Consider the following 385-nt stretch of genomic DNA (forward strand, 5'->3'; position numbering starts at 1 on the left):
CAGTCGGACCTCGACGACCAGGACGAGCGCTGGGTCAAGGCCCTGCGTGAAGACGTGCTGGACGTGGCGGTACCGCTCAGCGCCACGGTGGCGCGTCGTCAACTGCGCCTGCGGGACATCCTGCACATGCAGCCGGGCGACGTGATTCCGGTGGAGTTGCCCGAGGACATGGTCATGCGCGCCAACGGCGTGCCGTCGTTCAAGGTCAAGCTCGGTTCCCACAAGGGCAACCTGGCATTGCAAGTGATTGAGCCGATCGAACGCCGTTGAGCGGGTCGATCAAGGAATGAGCTGTGTTAACTGATTTTCTGCCCGCCGAGGACAACTGATGGCTGACGAACACGATATGACTGACGACCAGGCCCTGGCTGACGAGTGGGCGGCT

1 protein-coding gene is annotated in these 385 nt (G+C 62.6%); it reads left to right on the plus strand.

From position 1 onward, the window contains the following. Nucleotides 1-270, plus strand: a 270-nt coding sequence (locus HX773_RS25545; RefSeq protein ID WP_176973819.1) for a FliM/FliN family flagellar motor switch protein, incomplete at its 5' end; no start/stop codon positions are given. Nucleotides 271-385: the final 115 nt, after the last annotated feature.

It is taken from the genome of Pantoea sp. B9002, from assembly GCF_013385945.1.
Lineage (GTDB): Bacteria > Pseudomonadota > Gammaproteobacteria > Enterobacterales > Enterobacteriaceae > Pantoea.